The 21,631-nt window shown below is 67.6% G+C and carries 22 protein-coding genes; 13 read left to right on the forward strand and 9 right to left on the reverse strand.

Translation table 11 applies throughout. From position 1 onward, the window contains the following. Positions 1-7 precede the first annotated feature (7 nt). Entirely contained in the window at positions 8-1,288 is a 1,281-nt protein-coding gene (sbmA, locus tag IEY14_RS00630; protein ID WP_188906307.1) for a peptide antibiotic transporter SbmA, read from the forward strand. 217 nt (positions 1,289-1,505) lie between these two features. Beyond that, positions 1,506-2,924, forward strand: a complete 1,419-nt coding sequence (locus IEY14_RS00635; RefSeq protein WP_188906308.1) for an MFS transporter — start codon at positions 1,506-1,508, stop codon at positions 2,922-2,924. On the opposite strand, the gene IEY14_RS00640 is transcribed toward IEY14_RS00635, so the two are convergent. Further along, positions 2,904-3,128: a hypothetical protein gene (locus IEY14_RS00640; RefSeq protein ID WP_188906309.1), complete on the reverse strand. Its 225-nt coding sequence runs from the start codon at positions 3,126-3,128 to the stop codon at positions 2,904-2,906. The genes IEY14_RS00635 and IEY14_RS00640 overlap by 21 nt on opposite strands. A 75-nt stretch (positions 3,129-3,203) precedes the next feature. Then, the gene (locus IEY14_RS00645; protein ID WP_188906310.1) at positions 3,204-4,394 is read right to left on the reverse strand and encodes a winged helix-turn-helix domain-containing protein; all 1,191 of its coding nucleotides are present in this window, start codon (positions 4,392-4,394) and stop codon (positions 3,204-3,206) included. A gap of 251 nt (positions 4,395-4,645) precedes the next feature. On the opposite strand from IEY14_RS00645, the gene IEY14_RS00650 reads away from it, so the two are divergent. Together IEY14_RS00650 and IEY14_RS00655 are read left to right on the forward strand one after the other, a co-directional pair. Continuing rightward, entirely contained in the window at positions 4,646-5,308 is a 663-nt protein-coding gene (locus IEY14_RS00650) for a DedA family protein (RefSeq protein WP_188906311.1), read from the forward strand. Between the two features lie 63 nt (positions 5,309-5,371). Beyond that, positions 5,372-5,860 (forward strand): cupin domain-containing protein, encoded by a 489-nt coding sequence (locus IEY14_RS00655; RefSeq protein ID WP_188906312.1) that lies wholly within the window; start codon positions 5,372-5,374, stop codon positions 5,858-5,860. On the opposite strand, the gene IEY14_RS00660 is transcribed toward IEY14_RS00655, so the two are convergent. Beyond that, the gene (locus tag IEY14_RS00660) at positions 5,855-6,784 is read right to left on the reverse strand and encodes a LysR family transcriptional regulator (protein WP_188906313.1); all 930 of its coding nucleotides are present in this window, start codon (positions 6,782-6,784) and stop codon (positions 5,855-5,857) included. The two genes, IEY14_RS00655 and IEY14_RS00660, sit on opposite strands and share 6 nt — an antisense overlap. 107 nt (positions 6,785-6,891) lie before the next feature. On the opposite strand from IEY14_RS00660, the gene IEY14_RS00665 reads away from it, so the two are divergent. Genes IEY14_RS00665 through IEY14_RS00675 form a run of 3 tightly spaced genes read left to right on the forward strand, consistent with a single transcriptional unit; the run spans position 6,892 to position 9,174 of the window. Then, positions 6,892-7,317 carry a DoxX family protein gene (locus IEY14_RS00665; protein WP_188906314.1) on the forward strand — a complete coding sequence of 142 codons (426 nt, stop codon included), beginning with the start codon at positions 6,892-6,894 and terminating at the stop codon, positions 7,315-7,317. 29 nt (positions 7,318-7,346) lie between these two features. Then, a complete protein-coding gene (locus tag IEY14_RS00670; protein ID WP_188906315.1) occupies positions 7,347-8,180 on the forward strand; it encodes a VOC family protein in 834 nt (277 codons plus the stop codon). Positions 8,181-8,208: 28 nt separating this feature from the next. Next, entirely contained in the window at positions 8,209-9,174 is a 966-nt protein-coding gene (locus IEY14_RS00675) for a glutathione S-transferase family protein (protein WP_188906316.1), read from the forward strand. Here the strand turns inward: IEY14_RS00675 and IEY14_RS00680 are convergent. From IEY14_RS00680 to IEY14_RS00690, 3 genes are all read right to left on the reverse strand, one after another. Further along, the gene (locus tag IEY14_RS00680; protein WP_308421981.1) at positions 9,093-9,719 is read right to left on the reverse strand and encodes a CYTH domain-containing protein; all 627 of its coding nucleotides are present in this window, start codon (positions 9,717-9,719) and stop codon (positions 9,093-9,095) included. The two genes, IEY14_RS00675 and IEY14_RS00680, sit on opposite strands and share 82 nt — an antisense overlap. A gap of 430 nt (positions 9,720-10,149) precedes the next feature. Next, positions 10,150-10,383, reverse strand: coding sequence for a 30S ribosomal protein S21 (rpsU, locus tag IEY14_RS00685; protein ID WP_188906317.1), 234 nt, complete (start codon positions 10,381-10,383; stop codon positions 10,150-10,152). 89 nt (positions 10,384-10,472) lie between these two features. Beyond that, positions 10,473-10,685, reverse strand: coding sequence for a cold-shock protein (locus IEY14_RS00690; RefSeq protein ID WP_188906318.1), 213 nt, complete (start codon positions 10,683-10,685; stop codon positions 10,473-10,475). 291 nt (positions 10,686-10,976) lie between these two features. On the opposite strand from IEY14_RS00690, the gene IEY14_RS00695 reads away from it, so the two are divergent. After that, entirely contained in the window at positions 10,977-12,134 is a 1,158-nt protein-coding gene (locus tag IEY14_RS00695; RefSeq protein ID WP_210318238.1) for a Gfo/Idh/MocA family protein, read from the forward strand. Positions 12,135-12,139: 5 nt separating this feature from the next. On the opposite strand, the gene IEY14_RS00700 is transcribed toward IEY14_RS00695, so the two are convergent. Then, positions 12,140-13,159, reverse strand: coding sequence for a Gfo/Idh/MocA family protein (locus tag IEY14_RS00700; RefSeq protein ID WP_188906319.1), 1,020 nt, complete (start codon positions 13,157-13,159; stop codon positions 12,140-12,142). A 70-nt stretch (positions 13,160-13,229) separates the two neighbouring features. Next, on the reverse strand, positions 13,230-13,634 hold the full coding sequence (locus IEY14_RS00705; protein WP_188906320.1) for a DUF4174 domain-containing protein: 405 nt from the start codon (positions 13,632-13,634) through the stop codon (positions 13,230-13,232). A 247-nt stretch (positions 13,635-13,881) separates the two neighbouring features. Here IEY14_RS00705 and IEY14_RS00710 point away from each other — a divergent pair, with 247 nt between their 5' ends. Genes IEY14_RS00710 through IEY14_RS00730 form a run of 5 tightly spaced genes read left to right on the forward strand, consistent with a single transcriptional unit; the run spans position 13,882 to position 19,727 of the window. Next, positions 13,882-15,324, forward strand: coding sequence for a UbiA family prenyltransferase (locus tag IEY14_RS00710; RefSeq protein WP_188906321.1), 1,443 nt, complete (start codon positions 13,882-13,884; stop codon positions 15,322-15,324). Then, complete coding sequence (locus tag IEY14_RS00715) at positions 15,317-16,759, forward strand: FAD-binding oxidoreductase (protein ID WP_188906322.1); 1,443 nt, start codon at positions 15,317-15,319, stop codon at positions 16,757-16,759. Before IEY14_RS00710 ends, IEY14_RS00715 begins: the two co-directional genes overlap by 8 nt. Before the next feature lie 45 nt (positions 16,760-16,804). After that, on the forward strand, positions 16,805-17,248 hold the full coding sequence (locus tag IEY14_RS00720; protein WP_188906323.1) for a DMT family transporter: 444 nt from the start codon (positions 16,805-16,807) through the stop codon (positions 17,246-17,248). Beyond that, entirely contained in the window at positions 17,245-18,258 is a 1,014-nt protein-coding gene (locus IEY14_RS00725) for an NAD-dependent epimerase/dehydratase family protein (protein WP_188906324.1), read from the forward strand. The genes IEY14_RS00720 and IEY14_RS00725 overlap by 4 nt, the downstream gene beginning before the upstream one ends. Before the next feature lie 11 nt (positions 18,259-18,269). Continuing rightward, on the forward strand, positions 18,270-19,727 hold the full coding sequence (locus tag IEY14_RS00730; RefSeq protein WP_188906325.1) for an aspartate aminotransferase family protein: 1,458 nt from the start codon (positions 18,270-18,272) through the stop codon (positions 19,725-19,727). A 72-nt stretch (positions 19,728-19,799) separates the two neighbouring features. Here IEY14_RS00730 and IEY14_RS00735 read toward each other — a convergent pair whose 3' ends face one another. Further along, positions 19,800-21,533, reverse strand: a complete 1,734-nt coding sequence (locus IEY14_RS00735) for a hypothetical protein (protein ID WP_188906326.1) — start codon at positions 21,531-21,533, stop codon at positions 19,800-19,802. Positions 21,534-21,631: the final 98 nt, after the last annotated feature.

Raw genomic sequence — 21,631 nt, forward strand, 5'->3', positions numbered from 1 at the left:
GCGGCCCATGTTCCGATCTTTCTTTCCCAGTCCGAAGCCGTTCTTCCTGTCGGCCATCGGCTGGACGTTGATCTGCGTCCTCGCCTGGTACGGCGCGATCCGCGATCTCGGCGCGAGTCTCGGCTTCGGCGCGCCGGCGGAGGGCGCCGAATCCTTCATCGGCGTCTCGCTGTTCTGGTCGGGACCGTTCCTCTGGTTCTACCTCTATTTCGGCGTCGCCGTCGGGCTCTTCCATGCCTTCTGGCGCGTCTATGCGCCTCACCCCTGGGCGCGATGGTCGGTGCTCGGCTCGGCGCTCATCCTCTTCGTCACCTATTTCCAGGTGCAGGTCAGCGTCGCGATCAACGACTGGTACGGGCCCTTCTACAATCTCATCCAGGCAGCCGTGTCGAAGAGCGGCGAGGTGACGCTCGGCCAGCTCTATGCCCAGATCGCGACCTTTCTCGAGATCGCGCTGGTCGCCGTGGCGATCGGCGCGCTGACGCGCTTCTTCGTCAGCCACTTCATCTTCCGGTGGCGCACGGCGATGAACGACTATTACATGGCCTATTGGGAGAAGCTGCGCAGCGTCGAGGGCGCCTCGCAACGCGTGCAGGAAGACACGATGCGCTTCTCCACCACTATGGAGACGCTCGGCGTCAGCCTGATCGACGCGGTGATGACGCTGATCGCCTTCCTGCCGGTGCTGATGCGCCTGTCGGAAAACGTCACCGAACTGCCGATCCTCGGCGCGGTGCCGCATCCGCTCGTCTCGGCGGCGCTGCTTTGGGCCGCCTTCGGCACCGCCTTCCTGGCGCTTGTCGGCTTCAAGCTGCCGGGGCTGGAATTCAAGAACCAGCGCGTCGAGGCCGCCTATCGCAAGGAACTCGTCTATGGCGAGGACGATCCGCGCGCCGCCCAGCCGCCGACCGTGGCGGCGCTCTTCCACAATGTCCGGCAGAACTATTTCCGCCTCTACTTCCACTATGTCTATTTCAACATCGCGCGGATCGGTTATCTCCAGATCGACAACGTCTTTCCCTATCTGGTTCTCGGCCCGGCGATCGTCGCCGGCAGCATCACGCTCGGCACGCTGAACCAGATCACCGGCGCCTTCGACCAGGTGCGCGGCTCCTTCCAGTATCTCGTCAATTCCTGGCCGACGATCGTGGAGCTCCTGTCGATCCACAAGCGCCTGCGCGGCTTCGAGGCGACGATCAAGGGCGAGCCGCTGCCGGTGATCGACCAGCAATATCGCGATCGCGTCGCGGCCGGCGCCAGCTTGGCTGAGGCGACCCGGACGCATTGAGGCCTTGAGGCGCCGATGTCCGGCGGCTTCGGCAGCCGGCTTCGCATTCGCGGCAGAGAGTTTTTGCGTCGAGCGAGACGGGGGCGTAAGGGAGGCTTCGCGCCATCGCCGCCTCGCGGTCCTCCCGGCGTCGCATCCTCCCAGCGGAAACGCATCGTTCCGCATTCCCGCGGCTGGGCCGGGCAGGGCCCGGACAGCCCCATCGCAGACGACTGACATGCAAGACGGTCTTCCCCAACCGCAGCGCTCCTTCGCTTTCGCGACGGTGGCGCTCGCGCTTTTCGTGGCGGTTCTCGACAGCGCCGTGGCCAATATCGCACTGCCGCCCATCACCCGCGAGCTGAACATCCGCCCGGTGGACGCGATCTGGGTGGTGAACGCCTATCAGCTCGCCGTCACCATGGTGCTCCTGCCGCTCGCCAGCCTCGGCGAGATCGTCGGCTACCGGCGCGTCTATCTCGGCGGGCTCGGCCTCTTCACGCTGGCCTCGCTCGGCTGCGCGCTCTCCGATTCCCTGCCCGCGCTCGTCGCGGCGCGCGCGCTCCAGGGCCTCGGCGCGGCCGGAGTGATGAGCATCAACATCGCGCTCGTCCGCTTCATCTTTCCCCATGCCATGATCGGCCGGGCCGTCGGCTATGTCGCCATGATGGTCGGAGTGTCCTCGGCCGCCGGCCCCTCGATCGCCGGCGCGATCCTCGCCGTCGCGCCCTGGCAGGCCCTGTTCCTGATCAACCTGCCGATCGGCCTTCTGGCGCTCGTCGTCGGCGCGATGACCCTGCCGGCGACACCGCGCGCCAAGCGCCGCTTCGATCTCGTCAGCGCCGTGCTCAGCGCCGCGACCTTCGGCCTCGCGATCTCGGGCGTCAACGGGCTCGGCCATTCGGAGGGCCTGGCGATCGCGGTTGGCCAGATCGCCGCCGGCATCGTGATCGGCATCGTCTTCGTGCGGCACCAGCTGCGCCAGCCGGCGCCGATGCTGCCGGTCGACCTTCTGCGCCTGCCGATCTTCGCGCTGTCGGCCGTCACTTCCGTCTGTTCCTTCAGCGCGCAGGCCATGGCCTTCGTCTCGCTGCCCTTCTTCCTCCATGACGGTCTCGGCCGTTCCGCTTCCGAGACCGGGCTTCTGATGACGCCCTGGCCGATCGCGACCGCGACCGCCGCCTTCATCACCGGGCGGCTCGCCGATCGCTTCGATCCGGCGAAGCTCTGCGCGGTCGGGCTGGCGCTGTTCTCGGCCGGCCTCGTCTCGCTGGCGCTCCTACCGGCGGCGCCGAGCGATGCCGATCTCATCTGGCGGCTCGTCCTCGCCGGCTTCGGCTTCGGCGTGTTCCAGACGCCGAACAACAAGGTGCTGATCACCAGCGCGCCGCGCGAGCGCAGCGGCGGGGCGAGCGGCATCCAGTCCAGCGCCCGGCTCGTCGGCCAGTCGATGGGCGTCGCGGTGCTGGCGGTGATCTTCGGCCTGCTGCCGGACTATCGCACGGAAGCCGCGCTCTGGCTCGCCGCCGCGCTGGCTGCCGCCGGGGTGTTGCCGAGCTGGCTGCGCCGGACCGACCGCCGGCGCGGGGCCGGCAACGGTCCGGAAGAGGGCGCAGAGCTTCCGGCGGGGTCCGCCTCAGCCGGCGACGCCGCGTGACGGCGCCTTGCCGCGCACCGGCGCGCAGTTGAACCACGCGGAACGGACCGTCTTGCCGCTCTTCGACTTCGTGGTCAGCGCAAGGTCCACGAGTTCCGCGCCCTGTTCCTGGCACAGCCGATTGTCGCGAAACAGCATCGTCTTCGTTTCGAAGGAATTGTCGCTCGCCTGAATGTAGAGCGTGAGGATAAAGGCTAGGCTCAACATCGGCGCTCCCGTCGCGACGCAGGGAAAGCTAGCGCATCGGCGACGAAGAGCCAAAGCCAATCAGGAATCTGACTAACGGGCATCTGCAGGTTGCATGAACGGCTGACTGTCGGCGATCTGGAATTCCTGAAACCGCTCCAGCGCCGCGTCGACCGCCGCCTTCGTCTCGGCGGCGGGCGTCTCGAGCCATGTCGCCTTCTGGATGAGAAGCCTGCGCGCCGTCCGGTCGGTCTTCAGGTCGAACACGGCGGCGACGCGGTCGCCGACGAGGATCGGCAGGGCGAAATAGCCGAAGAGCCGCTTCTCCTTCGGCACATAGGCTTCGAACCGGTGCTCGTAGCCGAAGAAGAGGGATAGGCGCTTGCGTTGGATGATCAGCGGATCGAAGGGCGAGAGGATATGGACGGGCTCGGCGTCCGGCGCGGCCGTATCCTCCAGCGTCTCGGGTGTCGCCCAATGTTCGACGCGGCCGGCGCCTTCGACGGCCACCGGCACGAGACGGCCGCGCCGCAGCCGCGCCTCGATCCGCGCGCGCACCGCCGGCTTGCGGCTCGGGGCGAGATGGCAGATTGAATCGAGGCTGACGAGACCCTGCGCCCGTAGCGCCCGGTCGAGCCAGTAGTCGAGGATCTGCGTCTCGGTCGCCGGGCGCGGACGCGCCTCCCAGGCGAAATGCCGATCCGTCGCCTCATAGGTCTTCAGCATGCCGGCGCGCGCGCTGACCGTCAGCGCGCCGGTGAAGAAGGCGAGTTGCAAGGCGCGCTTCGACGGCTTGCGGCTCGCCCAGGCATGGTCCTTCTCGACGAGGACGTCGTCCTCGATGTCGCGGATGGTCAGCGGTCCGCCCTCGCGTACGAGCCGCATCACCTTGGCGAGATCCTTGGCGGTGACGGAGGCGAACCAGGCCTGCGGATTGGCGCGGTGGCGCCGCATGTCGGGCAGGAAGAAGCGGAAGTCCTCGGAGGGGATATAGGCGAGGGCGTGGGTCCAATATTCGAAGAGGCTGCGATCGATGCTCTGCGCCTGATGCAGATGCTCGCGCCGATAGGTCGGAATGCGGCTCCAGAGGATATGGTGGTGCGAGCGTTCGATAACGTTGATCGTGTCGATCTGCACATAACCGAGATGCCGGACGGCGGCCGGCACCGCCTCAGGCCCGGCGCCGAAGGGCGCGGTCTCGTCCAGCCGCTGCGCGCGCAGCCAGAGACGCCGCGCCAGGGCGCCCGGGATCGGGTAGGGGGACAGCGAAGACGGGCGGGGCATGGGCGGCGGCGGGGTTCCTCGCGCGTCCGGCCGCGACCGGAGCGCGCCGACGACCCTAGCGAGCCATGTCGATCCTGGCGAGGCGGCGACGGAATTTTCGCGCTCTTGCGCTCAAGTTTCGATCAAATCTCGGACAGTCACGAGATTCTCGCTTTTATTGCATAGGTTCTCGATCATTAGTGCAAGGGAGGCGTCCGCTTTCCCGCGCCGATCCATCGTCGTCATACCGCCAGCTTGCCTCACGGGTCTTCATGAGCACCTTCCTTGCCCATCTCTCCCAGGTCATCGAGACCCACCAAGCCTGGACCGTGCCGATCATCATGCTGATCTCGCTCGGTGAATCGCTCGTGCTGGTCGGCCTCTTCATTCCGGCGACCGCCGTGATGCTGCTGATCGGAGGGCTTGTCGGCTCGGGCGTCATCGGTCCGGTTCCGGTGCTCGTCGGCGCGATCGTCGGCGCGGTGCTCGGCGACATCGTTTCCTACGTGCTCGGCCGCTGGCTCGGCCCCGGCATCGTCCACCGTCCGCCGCTGCGGCGCTATCGTCACGCGGTGGCGAAGACGCGCCTGTTCTTTCGCAAATATGGTTTCGCCGCCGTGCTCATCGGCCGCTTCCTCGGCCCCATCCGCTCCACCGTGCCGCTCGTCGCCGGCATGATGGCCATGGACCAGACGCGCTTCCAGATCGCCAACGTCCTTTCCGCCGTTCTCTGGGCGCCGGTGATGCTGGCGCCGGGCTGGCTGGCGGCGCGCGGCGTCGCCGAACTCGACAGCCTGGGCGGCGAACACATGATCGGCCTTCTCGCCCTGGTGCTCGTCGCGACGGGCATCGGCACGGTCGCCTTCGCGCGCCAGCTCGGCCGGCGCGATCGCACGCGGCGCGGCCGGACCTTGAGCGCGGCGGCGCGGCCCTGAACCCGGCCCGGGGCGATTGACAGCGCCGGGCGAAGGGTCTTCGCTCCCCTGAGGAGGGATGCGATGAGCCACGATGACGACCACGAAACGCCGCGCTGGAAACATGACGGCGTTCAGGTAATTCCCGGCGACCGGCTCGACAGCAACACGCCGCAGACGCCCGGCATGTTCCGGCAGGCGGCGATCGACCGGGCGCGGGCGGGCGCCCAGAAGATCTGGGCCGGTACGGTCACGATCCAGCCGGATGCCAAGACCGGCGTTCATCATCACGGCGAATTGGAAAGCGTGATTTACGTCCTGCGCGGCCGGGCGCGCATGCGCTGGGGCGACCATCTGGAATTCGTCGCCGAGGCGGGACCGGGCGACTTCATCTTCGTGCCGCCCTTCGTGCCGCATCAGGAGATCAACGCCTTGCCGGACGAGCCGCTCGAATGCGTGCTGGTGCGCTCCGACAACGAGGCGGTGGTGGTGAACATCACGGACATCGAGCCGGTGGAGCGCCCGGAAACGGTGCATTGGATCGATCCGGTCCATCGCGATCCCGGTTCATGACGCCGCGAAACCGAGGTCGCGGTCCCAGGGCGGCAGCGCGCCGAACCGTCCCGCCAGGAAGTCGCTGAAGGCGCGCACCTTCGCTGGCGGCCGGCGGCTGGAGGCATGAACGACGAAGATGCCCGGCAGTTCGAGCGGCGGCTGCTCGAAGCCGAGCGGCACGAGCCGTCCGGCGCGGATATGGTCGCCGACGAGAAAGGTCGGCTCGTAGATCAGGCCCTGTCCGGCCAGCGCCGCCGCGACCAGCGCGTCGCCATTGTTCGCCTGGAGCGAGCCGCCGACTTCGATGCCGGTCGCGCCATCGGCGCCGAAATGCCAACGATGCGGCCCGAGCGCGCTCGACAGCGTATAGCCGAGGCAATTGTGGCTCGCGAGCTCCGCGAGACTGCGCGGCACGCCATGCTCGGCGAGATAGGCTGGCGCGCCGGCGACCAGGAGCCGGCAGGGCGCGATGCGCTGGGCGACGAGATCGAGCTGCTGGAGGCGGCCGATCCTGACCGCGACATCCCAGCCTTCCTCCACCAGATCGACCATGCGGTCGTTGAGGCCGAGATCGATCACCAGTCCCGGATGCTGCCGCGAGAAGAGAGCCAGAAGCGGCGCGAGTTCGCGGGTGCCGAAGGAGACCGGGGCGTTGACCCGGAGCGTGCCCGTGACCTCGATCCGCTCGGCGACCGCCAGCGCCTCGGCGTCGGCGAATTCGGCGAGAATGCGCTCCGCGTGTTCGAGATAGCGCCGGCCGGCCTCGGTTAGCGTGATCTTGCGCGTCGTGCGATGCAGGAGCTTCACGCCCAGCCGGTCCTCCAGGACGGCCATGTGCTTCGTCGCCATGGTCTGCGACATGCCGAGGCTGCGGGCCGCGCCGGATAGGCTGCCCTGCGATGCCACCCGCGCGAAGACCTGCAGGCCGGTGATCCGATCCATGCTTCACCTCACTCTCTGGGTGTGAAGTGTTATGCCGAAAGCGCGGATTATCAAAGGTCTGGCCCGGGCGCATGGTGGTGCCACGTTTCTCCATCGGGGCCATTCCCATGATCGACAGTCGCACCGCGCCCTATGCCGCGACGCTCCTGCGCGCCGCGCTCGGCATTCTCTTTCTTGCCCATGCCGGCCTGAAGCTCTTCGTCTTCACGCCGGCCGGCACGGCGCAGTTCTTCGCCAGCCTCGGCCTGCCCGGGCCGCTTGCCTATCTCGTCATCCTCGGCGAGACGGCCGGCGGCCTTGCCCTGATCCTCGGCATCTACAGCCGGATCGTCGCTTTGGCACTGACGCCGATCCTGCTCGGCGCCATCGCCACCGTCCATGGACCGGCCGGCTTCTTCTTCACCAATCCGAATGGAGGCTGGGAATTCCTGGCGCTCTGGATCGTCGGCCTCGTCGCTCTGGCGCTCGTCGGCGACGGCGCCTATGCGCTTCGCCCGACGCCGGGCGGCAGCGGACGCCGCGTCACCGCCTGACCCATCCGCCTACCCATCGAGACCGTGCCATGACCCTTCTCGCCGAAGCACCGCATCGGATCGGCGCGGTGACGCTCACCGTCAACGACCTCGACCGGGTGGCGGCCTTTTACGAAACGGTCATCGGTCTCACGCGTCTCGACGCGGAACGCGGCGCGATCCGCCTCGGCACGACGCGCGGCGTCCTCATCGAGTTGCGGCACGACCCAGAAGCCCGACGCCGCTCGGCGCGCGAGGCCGGCTTGTTCCACACCGCGTTTCTCCTTCCCACACGGGCCGATCTCGGCGCGTGGCTGCGTTTCGCCGCAGCAAGCCGCGTGCCGATCCAGGGCGCGTCCGACCACCGCGTCAGCGAGGCGATCTATCTCGCCGATCCCGAAGGCAACGGCATCGAGATCTATGCCGACCGTCCCGATGCGGAATGGAGCCTGCCGAACGGGATGATCGCGATGGCGACCGATCCGCTGGACTATCAGGCGCTGCTCGAGGCCGGCGCCGGGCACGACTGGGCGGGCTTTCCGGCCGGCGGCACCATCGGGCATGTGCATCTCCAGGTCGGCGCGATCGCGCCCGCCGAGACCTTCTATTCGGATCTGCTCGGCTTCGATCTGACGGCCCGCTATCCCGGCGGCAGCTTCTTCGGCTCGGGCGGCTATCACCACCAGCTGGCCGCCAATATCTGGAACAGCCGGGGCGCGGGACCGCGCGCCGAGCCGGTGACGGGCCTGCATGACGTGGAGATCCTGACCGATCGAGTTGCGCTCGACAGGGTGCGGTCGCGCCTCGCCTCGCCGCCGCCCGGCGAGTCCGCCCTCGCGCTCCGCGACCCCTGGGGCCTGTCGATCACCCTCGTCGCGCGATGAGCGCGACGCCTCGAACCGGAGAGACATCGTGCTCGTGAACGGCAAATGGGCGGCCGATTGGCAGCCCGTCCAGGCGAAGGACGCGAAGGGCGGCTTCGTGCGCCAGACCTCCAGCTTCCGCCATTGGGTCACGCCGGATGGCGCGCCGGGGCCGAGCGGCGAGGGTGGCTTTCCGGCCGAAGCCGGGCGCTACCACCTCTATGTCGGGCTGATCTGCCCCTGGGCCTGCCGCACGCTGATCGCCCGCAAGCTGAAGCGGCTGGAGGCGGCGATCGATGTCTCGGTGGTGGAGCCGGCGCTGACGGATCAAGGCTGGCGCTTCGGCGACTTTCCGGGCGCCGACCGCGATCCGCTGAACGGCGCGACCTATCTCCACGAGATCTATACGAAGGCCGATCCGAGCTTCACGGGCCGCGCCACGGTTCCGGTTCTTTGGGACAAAGAGCGGCGGACGATCGTCAACAATGAATCGGCCGATATCGTTCGCATGATGAATTCCGGTTTCGGCCGGCTCGCCGACGACAGCGTCGATCTCTACCCAGCGGCGCTGCGGAAGGAGATCGACGCGCTCAACGACCGGCTTTATCCGCACCTCAACAACGGCGTCTATCGCGCCGGCTTCGCGACCACCCAGGCGGCCTATGAGGAGGCCTTCGGCGAGGTCTTCGGCATGCTGGACGAGCTGGAAGCGCGGCTTGCCGGCCGGACCTTCCTGTTCGGCGAGCATCCGACCGAAACGGATATCCGCCTCTTCGTCACGCTCGTCCGGTTCGACGCGGCCTATCACGGGCTCTTCAAGTGCAATCTGCGGCGGATCGCCGACTATCCCGCGCTGAGCGCCCATATCGAGCGCATGCTGGCGCTACCCGGCGTCGCGGCGACCGTCAGCCTCGACCACATCAAACGCGGCTATTATTCGATCAAGAGCCTGAACCCGTCCGGCATCGTCCCCCTTGGCCCGGATCTGCCATTCTCGCATTTGCTGCTTGGCTGAGAGCCGGGGCAGGACGGCGCCCCGGCTTCGGCATGCGAAGAAAAACCCGCGCTCAGGATCTCGGACAGCGAGATCGGCGAGGTTCCCGTTTCGCAGAGGCTCAGCAGGGTCGAGTGACGGAACCTCGGATCGCCGGTCACCTCGTCGCCCAGCCAGTTCGGTCGAGCGAAGGTCTGCCCTTCGTCCTCGAGTTCGATCTCGGCCCAGACCAACCCTTCGAGGCGGCCGTGAAACGTGTCGACGATCCACATGTCCGCCCCATGGGGCACGAAATGCCGTGTCTTTTCGATCAGGTGGCCGGTGCAGACGTTGCGGATAAGGTTCTCCGCATCGTCGATCGGGATCTCGTATTCGTATTCCGGCCGCGCGATGCCGAGACGCTTGCCCTTGACGGTGAGCCAGGCGGCCGCGTCGTCAATGCGCACCCGAACCTTGCTGCCCTCGGACTGGCTGATCAGGCCGTCCCTCAAGGGCCGCCACGAGATCGCGCTCGGGCGCCAGGAATGATCCTTCACCAGGAACTTCCGCTCGATCTCAAATCGCATGCGGGCCTCGAACGTCGAGTCGTTGCGTCGAAAGATAGACGGGCAACAAATTAAGCCCCTTCGGCGCGAGATGCAAAGTGCCTGCCGAGGCTTTTGCGGCGCAATCAAAGAGAGAGGGGAGAGGGTTCGGCGTCTCGGAACGGCGCGAGCACGAAAAAGCCGACCATATCGATCGAACGACCGCCGTGCCGGTGACGTCCGCCGCGATAGGGGGATGTCGGTCTCCGCTCCGAGACAGCCCGTCGCCGGCCATCGATCGAAGGCGCCACTTTCGAATTCGCGCGAATGCCTCACAGCGGTCGATCCGTCGATCACCAGGCCGGGCGGCGTATCTGAAACTGGCTTGAATGCAGCAAGCCGGACCCGCTCCCGATCGAGGAACGATCAGGCGGAATCCGGCGATGCATGTCGAAAGGAGTGGCGCGGCCGTTCAGCCGCGAGCCTTGGCCTTCGCCTGCGGCAGCAGACCTTCGCGCTGCGCCTGCTTGCGGGCTGCCTTGCGGGCACGGCGCACGGCTTCCTGCTTCTCGCGGGCGCGGCGCTCCGACGGCTTCTCGTAGGCCTGACGGGACCGCATCTCACGGAACACGCCCTCGCGCTGCAGCTTGCGCTTCAGAGCGCGCAACGCCTGCTCAACGTTGTTGTCGCGAACCAGGACCTGCAATGATATCTCCTTTCGACTGGCGGCAGGGCCGCCTCAATGGGTGGTAGCCCGCAGCCCTTGTCGGATTGCGGGCGAAAGCGTTTCGACGGTCAGTCGATGATCTGGAGGTTGCCGGCGGAGGTCTTGCCGCTGCGGCGATCCGTCACCAGCTCGTAGCCGATCTTCTGGCCGTCATTGAGACCCGTGAGGCCGGCACGTTCCACCGCGGAGATGTGAACGAACACATCGGCGCCACCGCCATCGGGCGTCACGAAGCCATAGCCCTTCTGGGAATTGAACCACTTGACGGTTCCGGTTGCCATGGGGGACGTCCTTTCTAGTGCATGCCATCGCGGGTCCAGAGCGGACCCAATTGAAAATCGACTATGCGAGGAGAATCGGCAGCCGAGCGTTGCCACAGCACCGCACGCGGCTTATGAACGAAAAACCCGGCTTTGCCAAGCGCCCCCCTTGAACCGGCGCCGAAGTCCGGCCGCGCCGTGCGTTTCGCCTCTCGGGCGATCGCTGCGGGACGCCGTTTTTCCGACTTAGCGAATTCGGAAGGCGCGGGGCGTAGAGAAGGGGTGTTGCATCCTTTCCGCCGGAGAATACAGGTGCGCCTCGCGATCGTCGGATGCGGCTTCGTCGCCGACTATTACATGACGACCCTCGTCAACCATCCCGAATTGCGCGTGGTCGGCATCCATGACCGCGACGACGCGCGCGGCAAGGCCTTCGGCGTCTTTCACGGCCTGCGACTCTATCCCAGCCTCGACGCGCTTCTCGCCGATCCTGAGGTCGAGATGGTGCTGAACCTCACCAATCCCTCGAGCCATTACGCCGTGTCCCGCGCCGTTCTCGAGGCCGGCAAGCATGTCTGGTCGGAAAAGCCGCTGGCGCTCGATCTGGAGGAGGCGCGCGATCTCGTCGCACTGGCGCAAGCGAAGGGCCTCGCCATCGCCTGCGCCCCCGCCACCATGCTCGGCGAGGCGGCCACGGCCATGCGGAAGGCGATCGGCGCCGGCCGGATCGGCCGCGTGCGTCTCGCCTATGCCGAGATGGAGGACTCGATGGTCTTCCGCGAGGATTACCGCAAATGGCGCAGCCGCTCGGGCGCGCCCTGGCCGGCGGAGGACGAGTTCGCGACCGGCTGCACCCTCGAACATGCCGGCTACTATCTCACCTGGCTCTGCGCCTTCTTCGGTCCGGTGGCCGAGATGACGGCCTTCGCCGCCCGGCTCTTCGACGACAAGGGCACTGGCCAGCCGCCCGAGACCATCGCCAACGACTTCTCCGTCGCCTGCCTGCGCTTCCGTTCCGGCGTCGTCGCGCGGCTCACCTGCGGCCTCGCGGCGCCGGTCGATCGCTCGCTGCATATCGTCGGCGACGAGGGCATCCTGTCGATTTCGGACGGCTGGAACACCCGCTCGCCCGTGTTCCTGCGCGATCGGTACGGCCGCGCCACGAGCCGCCTGCCGAAGCTCGGCAAGCTCCTGGCGGTCGCCGAGCGCCGGCTGCCGTTCCGGCAATGGTCCGGCCGGCGCCTGCCTCTGGAGGGCGGCGAGGTGGTGACGCCGCCCTATGCCTCGCGCATCGATTTCGCGCGCGGGCCGGCGGCGCTGGCCTCGGCGATCCGCGCGGGCCGGGCGCCCGCGATCGACGCGGCCTTCTCGCTGCATGTGACCGAACTCTCGCTCGTTGCCCAGCATGCCGAGCGCCATGCCATGCCCTATCGGCCGATCTCCAGCTTCGAGCCGGCGCCCGTCGGCTGATCCCTCTATGAGGCGAGCTGCCGCTGCGCCGCCTCGATCAGGCGAAGCGCTTCAAGGCTGGCCGCAAGCGGCATGACCGGGCTTTCGAGGCGACCCTCGGTGAGGCATTCCGCCACATGGTCGGCCTGATACTGCAACCCGCTGCCCTCGAAGACGATCGGGAAGCGCCGGGCGCGGAGCGGGCGCAGCATGGCCTTCGCCGAGCCGAGCCAGGGAAGGCGCGGGCGGTCGGGCAGGGCGGACGGAAGACCTTCCGACGGTTGCGAGGCGGCCGACATGCGCCGCAAGGTCAGGAGGGATGGACAGAAGAAGGGGCTCGCCGCCGTCAGGACGCCATCGGTGCCCGTGACGACGAGCTCGTTCGCGCCCTCGGCCGCAAAGCCGCAGGAAAAGCTGGCGAGGGCGTTCGGATAGGAAAGGACGAGCGAGGCGGATCGCCGATCCGCCGTTTCGGCCGCGACGACGCTTGTCGGCGCGCCGACGAGGGCGAGGACGAGGGACAGCGGATAGACGCCGAGATCGAGAAGCGGCGGCGTGTCGATCCGGTCGTTGCGGAAGGAGAGGTCGGCTCGGATCGAGCGGATCTCGCCCACCGCGCCACGATCGACGAGCGCCTTCAGGCGGCGGAAGCCGGGCGTGAACCGCATCCACATCGCCTCCATCGCGAAGAGACCGGCGCCGGAGGCGGCCTCGGCGATCTCCTCCGCCTCGGCGAGACGGGTGGCGAAGGGCTTTTCCACCAGCACGGGCTTGCCGACGCGCAGGGCCCGAAGGGCGACGGCGCGATGGTCCTCGTTGCGGCCGGCGACATAGACCGCCGTCACGGCCGGGTCGGCGAGGATCGCGTCGAGCCCGCCGGCCCGGACCTCCGGCCCGATGGCGCCGGCGAGACGGCGCGCCCGATCGGCGTTGCGCGAGGCGATCGCGACGACGCGTCCACGCTTGGCATGGCGCATATCCGCGGCGAAGCGTTGCGCGATCGCACCGGTGCCGGCGATCGCCCAGCCGATGGAAGCCTCAGCCATGACGGAACCTCGATCGGAACGCGGAAGGGCGCTTCTTGTCGCCGAGCGACCGCCGCGCCGCAAGAGCCCGTCAGGACCCTTTCCGCATCTCCTGGCGACGCATCGGCATCGCATCGATCGTGGAGAAGAGCGCCTCCGCCGCGATGGGGCTGCCGGAGCGGCGCTTCACGCCGCCGTCCTTGCCGATGAGAAGCACCGTGAAAGCGGCGGGATCGATACCGTAGGCCCGACGCGCGCTCGTTGCATTGATCGGGCCGAGGCCTTCGACCATCGTCGTGCCGGTCCTCGGCACCGCGACGAAGACGACGTCGCGCGCCCGCAGCTCGGCCGCCGGCAGGAGATCTTCCTGGCGCCGGACCGCGCCGGCGGGCTCGCCCTCGAAGGCGACGACGAGGCGCTTCTGCCAGTGCAGCGGCCCGAAAGGATCGGCGGAAACGCCGCCGGTCGAGAGCATCAGGGCGGCAAGCATCGTCATGGTCCTGGTCATCGGCTCGCGGCAGTGGGCTTCGATAGGATCGGCAACGCCACCTTCGCCGACGGGTTGCAGGAGCGCCCGCGCCGATCGTTCAAATTGTCTTGACGGCCGGAAGATTGGGCTAACCCTTCGCTGAAAGATCCTGTGCCGAAAACGACTTGCGTCGGTGTTTTTCACCAGCGGGCAAGAGCTTTCGCCGAATTCTGCCACCCGAAGCGTGCCAGCCATGCCGGAAGGGACAGGAGCCATGGACGTTCGCCTGACGCAGCGACATCGCCCGGTCTATGCCGATCTCGACGGCACGGTGATCAAGTCGGATCTCCTGTGGGAGACGCTGTTCATGCTCGCCCGCCAGACGCCGGAAAGCCTCTGGCGCGTGCCGCTCTGGATGGCGGCCGGCAAGGCGCGGCTGAAGGCGGAACTCGCCAACCGCATCGAGTTCGACGCCTCGCTCCTGCCTTATCGGGAAGAGGTGATCGCGGAACTCGCCCGGGCCCAGGCCGAGGGCCGGCGGACCGTGCTGGCGACCGGCGCGAACGAGAAGCTGGCCCACGCCGTCTCGACCCATCTCGGCGTCTTCGACGAGGTGATGGCGAGTTCGGAAACCGTGAATCTGACCGCCGAGGCGAAGCTCGACCGCATCCGGCGCGAGGGCGATCGCGAGGGCTTCGACTATCTCGGCAACAGCCACGAGGACATCTGCCTGCTCGAGGCGGCGACCGAGCCGACGGTCGTCGCGCCCGATCGGGAAGCGCGGCGCTGGCAGCGGCGCACCGGTGCGCATCTCGTCGGGGCCGGGGATCGCTCGCGGCTCCTGCGCGACTGCCTCAAGGCGATGCGGCCGCATCAATGGGCGAAGAACACGCTGGTCTTCGTGCCGCTGGTGCTGGCGCACGACTACACCAATGTCATGATGATCCTGGAGGCGATCGTCGCCTTCGTCGCCTTCTCCTTCGCCGCCTCCTCCGTCTATATTGTCAACGACCTTCTCGATCTCGACGCCGATCGCCGGCACCGCACGAAGCGGCATCGCCCCTTCGCCAGCGGCGCGGTGCCCATTCCGATCGGCGTCTGGCTGGCGACCGGCCTCCTCACCCTGGCGGTGGCGCTGGGCACGACGCTCGGCCTCGGCTTCCAGGCGGTTCTCGCCGGCTATCTCGTGCTGACGACCGCCTATTCCTTTGCGCTGAAGCGCATGCTGCTCGTCGATGTCCTGGCGCTCGCGGCGCTTTACACGATCCGGGCGATCGCCGGCGGCGCGGCGATGGGCATCGAACTGTCCTTCTGGCTGATGGCCTTTTCGAGCTTCTTCTTTCTGTCGCTGGCGCTCGTGAAGCGCTTCACGGAACTGGCGGAAAGCGATGCCGCCCCCGGCCGCAAGATCGTCGGGCGCAGCTATCGCGCCAGCGATCTCGAAGCGATCGGGCAGGCGGGCATGACGGCGGGCTTCGCCTCGGTCCTCGTGCTCGCCCTCTATCTCGACTCGCCGGAAGTGCGGGAGATCAACAACCTGCCCTGGCTGCTCTGGCCGCTCTGCCCGCTTGTTCTCTACATGGTGGTGCGCATCTGGATCCTCGCCCGCCGCAACGAGATGCACGAGGACCCGGTCGTCTTCCTGCTTCACGACTGGCGCTCGCAGATGATGATCGCCTTCGGCGCCGCGCTCTTCGCCATCTCCGCCTATGTGTGACGCCGCCGTTCGGAGCTGGGGCCGGCCGGCGCGGCCGGGCCGGGTGGTGCGTCCAGCCGAGGACGCCTGGCTTCCCGCCGGAGCGCCCGACACCGTCCTGCCCTTCGGCAACGGCCGCTCCTATGGCGATACCTGCCTCAACGATGCCGGCACGCTGCTCGCCACGCGGCCCTCGGCGCAGATCCATGCCTTCGATCCGGCGAGCGGCCTTCTGGAGGCGGATGCCGGCGTCCTTTTGTCCGACATCACGCGGCGCGTCGCGCCGGAAGGCTGGTTCCTGCCGGTGACGCCCGGCACCCAGTTCGTGACGCTCGGCGGCGCCATCGCCAACGACGTCCATGGCAAGAACCATCACCGGCGCGGCAGTTTCGGCTGCTGGGTCGAGGGCTTTACCCTGGAACGCTCCGATCGCGGCCTGATCCATTGCGATCGGGATGCGGACCCCGAACTCTTCGCCGCGACGATCGGCGGCCTCGGCCTCACCGGTCTCATCCGCCGCGCGACGATCCGCCTCCTCGCCGTGCCGTCGCTGACCATCCGCCAGAGCGTGACCCGCTTCGACCGGCTCGCCGACTATTTCAACCTCGCGGAAGATGCCGACGAGCGCCACGAATATGCCGTCGCCTGGATCGATTCCCTTTCGAAGGGCAGGGCGTTCGGACGCGGCCATCTCATCACCGGCGACCATGCCGCGAGCGGCAAGCGCTGCGGCCTGGCCCGTCCGCCCGCCTTGCGCATTCCCGTGACGCCGCCCATCAGCCCGCTCGGCGGCCTGCCGCTCCGCCTCTTCAACGAAGCCTATTTCCGCAAGGCGCCGAAGGGCGAAAGCCGGCGCGAGGTGCCGTTCGACGCCTTCTTCTATCCGCTCGATCGCATCGGGGAATGGAATCGCCTCTATGGGCCGTGCGGGCTGCATCAGCATCAGAGCCTCGTGCCCTTCGCGGACGCGCCGGCCGTGTTGCGCGCGCTCCTCGACTGCGCGGCCGCCCATCGCCAGGGCTCGTTTCTCACCGTGCTGAAGCGCTTCGGCAGCGTTCGGAGCCCCGGCCTTCTGAGCTTTCCGACCCCCGGCTACACGCTGACGCTCGACTTTCCCGACCGAGGCGAACGGACGGCGCGGCTGCTCGACGCGCTCGACAGCCTGGTGATCGAGGCGGGCGGCCGGATCAATCCCTACAAGGACGCCCGCATGGCGCCCGAGACCTTCGCGCGCGCCTTCCCGCGCTGGCGCGAGCTGGAGGCGCGGCGTGACCCGGTGATCCTCTCCGATTTCTGGCGGCGCACCGCGATGCGGCTGCCCGTACCGGCGGAGGAGGCCGAAACGGCGAGACTTCGACCGGTCGCCGTAAGCAGCGCTTCACCACCCGAAACGAAAGGCCTGTCGATCGCCGGAGCGGCGGCAAGGCTTAACGAGACGGCGACAGCAACCTGCTAAGCCGTTGAGTCACAAAGCTTGGTGCGGGACGGCGGACAGTCCGAAATGGCGAAGTATCTTCCCTTCATTCTCTTCACCGTCTTCACCAACGCGGCGGCGCAGCTGATGCTGAAGCATGGGATGATGCAATTGGGGCCGCTCGGTCTCGCCGGGCTCAACCCGGTGATGAAGCTCCTGGCGATCGTCTTCAGCCCCTTCGTCTTCCTCGGGCTCTGCACCTTCGTCGTCTCGATGGCCTCGCATCTCTTCGTCCTGTCGAAGGTCGAACTGTCCTATGCCTATCCCTTCCTGTCGCTCGCCTATGTGGTGGTCGCCGTCGCCACCTACTTCCTGTTCGGCGAAACCATGAACGCCTTCCGCCTTGCCGGTATCGCGCTGATCTGCCTCGGCACGGTCCTCATCGCGCAGGGCGGCGCCAAGCTCCATGACGAAGGCGAGGCGACGCCCGTCGCCGCCAATGCGTCCTCCCTGACCGAGGTGATCCGATGAAGCACATTCTCTTCGGCGGCGACGGCTTCGTCGGACGCCATCTCGCCGCGAAGCTGGCGGAGGAGGGCGAAGAGGTCCTCGTCGTCGACATCGCGAAGTCCGACCTGCCGCATTACGGCCGGGTGCGCCATCTGACCGTCGATGTGACCGACGAGGCGGCGGTGCGCCGGGTGCCGATGAGCCCCGGCGACATGGTCTACAATCTCTCGGCCAAGATGCTGTCGCCGATCCAGGTCCGCTCGAAGCGCCACGAGTTCTTCTATCCCGTCAACTTCCACGGCACGAAGCACATCATCGAGGCGATGGACCGCGCTGGGCTCGACCGGCTGGTGCATTTCACCACCGACATGATCTACGGCCATACCCTCACGACGCCGATGACGGAGGACCACCCCGTCGCCCCGCTCGGCGAATACGGCATGTCGAAGCTGGAGACGGAGGAGCTCGCCCAGAGATGGCGCGAGCGGGGCATGCGCATCTCGCTCTTCCGGCCCCGTCTCATCATCGGCCCGGGGCGGCTCGGCATTCTGGAAAAGCTCTTCAAACTGATCGACGCCAACCTGCCGGTGCCGATGATCGGCTCGGGGCGCAACCCCTATCAGTTCATCTCGGTCTTCGACTGCGCCGAGGCGGCGCGCCTCGCCTGGAAGGCGGAGGTGCCGAACGAGGCCTATAATCTCGGCTCGCTCAACCCGCCGCCGGTGCGCCAGCTGCTCGGCGACCTCGTCCGCCATGCCGGCTCGAAATCCTTCCTTCTGCCGACGCCGGCCTGGGCGGTGAAGCGGACGCTCGATCTCCTCGATCTCGTCAACCTGCCGCTGATGGACCCGGAGCAATATCTCATCGCCGACGAGGAATGCGTGCTCGATGTGTCGAAGGGCGCCCGCCAGCTCGGCTGGGTGCCGCGCTACCGCGACGAAGACATGCTGATCGCGGCCTATGACGAATATCGGGCGAAACGGCTCGGCCAGCCCCTGGCCCGCGCCGCCGCGCCGCTTCCCGCCGAATGAGGAGTGCCGCCATGCTCGATCGTCCAGCCCATGTCGCGCCCGTCATCGACGAGCCCTATTTCCGCCGGGGACCGGCCAAGCCGGCGCTTCTTTCCGTCGAGGATGCCAAGGCCCTCGACCTGCGCTCCATGGCCGAGCTCTTCAAGGAGCACGTCAATCCCGGCCAGTTCCATTTCATGAAGCTGCTCGGCTTCCACAAGGTGAAGGTCGAGCGCGCCGAGGGCATGTACTATTACGACCAGAACGGCCGGAAGATCCTCGACTTCTTCGGCGGTTTCGGATCGCTCGCCTTCGGCCACAACCATCCGCGCATCCTCGATGCGCGCAGGCGCTTCCAGGACGAGGGGCGGCACGAGATCGCCATCGCCTTCCTGTCGCAATATGCGGCGGCGCTGGCGAAGAATCTGGCGACGATCAGTCCCGGCGATCTCGACATGGTATTCCTCGGCTCCTCGGGTTCGGAGGCGATGGAGGCGGCGATCAAGGTGGCCGAGCGCGCTTCCGGCCGCCGGAACTGCAAGATCGTCCATGCCGAGAACTCTTTCCACGGCAAGACGAAGGGCGTTCTGTCGATCACGGATTCCACGCTCTATCAGGGCGACTTCAAGCTGGTCGAGAACCGCTGCAAGGTGCCCTTCGGCGATCTCGAGGCGCTGACCCGCGCGATCGAGAGCGATCCAGAGATCGGCGTCGTCGTGCTCGAGACGGTGCAGGGCGGCGGCGGCATCATCGAGGCGACGACCGACTACTGGCGCGGCGTCCGGGCGCTCTGCGACAAGCACAAGGTGCTCTGGGTCGCCGATGAGGTGCAGTGCGGCTATGGCCGCACGGGCACGTTCTTCGCCTTCGAGCGGCATGGCGTCGTGCCGGACGTGACGGCGCTCGCCAAGTCGCTCGGCGGCGGCAAGGCGGCGATCGGCGCGATGATCGCGCGGCGCGAGGTCTATATGAAGGCCTATGGCACGCCGAAGACGGCGATGATCCACGCCCATGCGACCTTCGGCGGCATCGGCGAGGCCTGCGTCACCGCCATCGAGGCGCTGAACACGCTCTACGACGAGGATCTGATCGGCAATTCGGCCTCGGTCGGCGACTATCTCCTGGCGCGGCTCCGCGACATCAAGGCGAAATATCCCGACATCATCAAGGACGTGCGCGGCCGTGGGCTGATGGTCGGGCTCGAGTTCCAGGACTTCTCCCGAGCGCTGCCCTTCGCACTGCGGCCGATGGTGGCGATCCTCGACGACAAGCTGAAGGGGTCCCTGTCCGGCTTCGTCGGCGCGCTGCTCCTGCGCGACTACGACTGTCTGGTCGCCTTCACCGAGTATAACCGCAACGTCATCCGGCTGGAGCCGCCGCTGGTCTGCGGCGAGGACGAGGTCGACACCTTCTGCGACGCGCTGGACGATCTCCTCGGGCGCGGCATCGTCGGCATCGTCAAGGACTTCATCAAGACTCAGATCGGCTGAGCCGATCGCTCGCGGCACGAAAGAAAGGGCCGGGCCGGCGGGCTCGGCCCTTTTCTTGTGTCCGGCCGGGTCCTACGGCTGCAGCTTCAGTCCGCTCCGCAGATAGGCATCCCAGCAGGGCGTCAGCTCCACGCGGCGATGCTGGTCGAGGAACGGGCGATAAAGGGCGAGAAGCTCGGCATTAGCCGCCATGACGGGGCATTTGGGGTAGAGCAGCAGGTCGGTGGCGCGGATCGCCGCGGCGGTTTCGGCGTTCGGCGGCGGGATCGTGCGTTCGGGATCGGCGCCGATCGAGATGTGCTTCGTCGCGTGCCGTCCCAGCAGCCAGGGAAACGGATTGACGAAGTTGAGGTTCATGATCGTCTCGAAATGCAGCCCCTCGGCCATTTCGAGAAGCCGCACCGCGTCCACCGCCTGATCGACCGCCTTCAGATAGGTGAGATGGAAATCGGGTTCGAGCGTCAGGGCGAAGCTCGGCGAGACCCCTTCGCGCCGCATGTCGTCGAAGGTCTCGCCGTGCCGCGCATAGAGGGCGAGCATTTTATCGGCGCGGTCGATCATCAGGCCCCGCTGCGAGACGAGGCCGAGCACGCCAAGATTGTCGGTGTCGAGCGGCACGTAGCGCGACGGTGCCACCATGGTGCGGGCGGCGCGCGCCAGGATGCCGATCGGCGTCGGCAGCACCGTGGCGGCGGCGAGGGCGGCCGCGAGGAGGGCGCCGGGCCGCCGGAGATCGCGCAGCGCGAGCGAGGCACGCAACACCGCCGGCCAGACGAGGATGAAGACCTGGCTGCCGGTATTCTGCGTCTCGAAGAACAGGCCGGCGAGACCGCAGGCTCCGATCCAGAAGCCGGGCCGGTCGAATAGCACCGCCAGCCGCAGCCGAAGCGGCGCCATCGCGAGGCGCCGCCACCGCCGGAGAAGCGAAGCGCGCGAGGCGAGGACCAGAACCGCCGCCAGCGCCATGCAGGGCACGAAGACGTCGAAATGGATGGAGGCCGCCTGGAAGAACCGTCCGACGAGCCCGCCTTCGTTGATCGCGACGAGCTGTTCGATATCCTTGAGATAGGCCGAGACGACGCCGAAGCGCAGTTCCAGGCCGAGAAGCGCCGCGAGCACGGCGAGCGCGCTGCCGATCGCCACGCGCGGCCGCACGCGGCCCGCCGCGAGCGCGAAGGCGCAGAGACAGCCGCCGGCGATGAAACCGGTGATCTTCGTCAGGAACAGCGCCAGCATCGTCCCGGCGATCACGATGCCGCCGCGCCACGCGCCGCGCGAGAAGATCAGCCCGGCGGCGAGCACGTAGAGAAGGCGGTCGCCCTGCCGGTTGTAGAGGCCGTAACCGTCGATGCCGACATAGGAATAGTAGACTTCCTTGTTGTAAGGCAGCACCGAGAAGAACAGGAAGGGCAGAAGCAGCGCGAAGGCGAGGGGGCGCGAGCGGCGGTCGACATCGGCGACGACGAGCGCCATCAGCGGCGCGGTGACGGCAAGCAGCGACCAGTCGACGACGAGTAGCGGATGCGCCGTCGGAAAGAGTTTCATGCCGGCGGCGAAGAGCCAGTAGCCGAGCGGCCCGACCGGCGGAAAGAAGTCGACGCTCGGCACCTGCCCATCGAAGATGCGGTTGGCGGCGTCGAGATAGATGTAGAGGTCCCAGTACATCGGCCCGAGCGGCAGCACGATGCGCCGCGTGAGGAGGGCCGCCAGCGCGGCCACGGTCAGCGCGAGAACGAGGCCGGGGGACAGCGCGAGACGCAGGCCGGGAGCCAGGCCCCGCTTTCGCGGAAGGGAGAAGTCGCTCATGTCGATCCCCGGCGGGACAGGAGGCTTCATCATCGCCGAAGGTTCTGAGGAATTCTTTACCATGCCGGCGGCGGCCGGCGGGCCCGCTTCGGTTCGGC

This window comes from Aureimonas endophytica (assembly GCF_014642635.1).
Taxonomy (GTDB): domain Bacteria; phylum Pseudomonadota; class Alphaproteobacteria; order Rhizobiales; family Rhizobiaceae; genus Plantimonas; species Plantimonas endophytica.